Below are 309 nucleotides of genomic sequence, written 5' to 3'. Positions count from 1 at the left end.
CAAGGGAGCCAGCCGCCGAAGGTGGGGCGGATGATTGGGGTGAAGTCGTAACAAGGTAGCCGTATCGGAAGGTGCGGCTGGATCACCTCCTTTCTACGGAGAAATGCGAAGAGGGCGTGGGAAACGCGTGTCAGAGATGGCCGCGGAGTGTGTTTAGTTTTGAGGGAGCGAATTGCTCGCAAGAGTGATTTGCGAACTCAAGGACCTTGGCAACTGCATATGAAATGACCTTGCAACCTGGTAACCGAGGATTGGAACAGGTGACATGACGGAAGTCATGGACGGTGAAGTTAGGAAGAGCGCACGGAG

1 rRNA gene is annotated in these 309 nt (G+C 54.7%); it reads left to right on the top strand.

What is annotated here, in order from left to right:
- Positions 1 to 93, top strand: a 16S ribosomal RNA gene (locus tag QMF38_RS09635); the annotation flags it as partial.
- Positions 94 to 309 lie beyond the last annotated feature (216 nt).

This window comes from Alicyclobacillus hesperidum subsp. aegles, from assembly GCF_027923525.1.
GTDB classification, from domain to species: domain Bacteria; phylum Bacillota; class Bacilli; order Alicyclobacillales; family Alicyclobacillaceae; genus Alicyclobacillus; species Alicyclobacillus aegles.
Note: the sequence above shows the minus strand (reverse complement) of the source record. Positions and strands in the feature narration are given on the sequence as shown.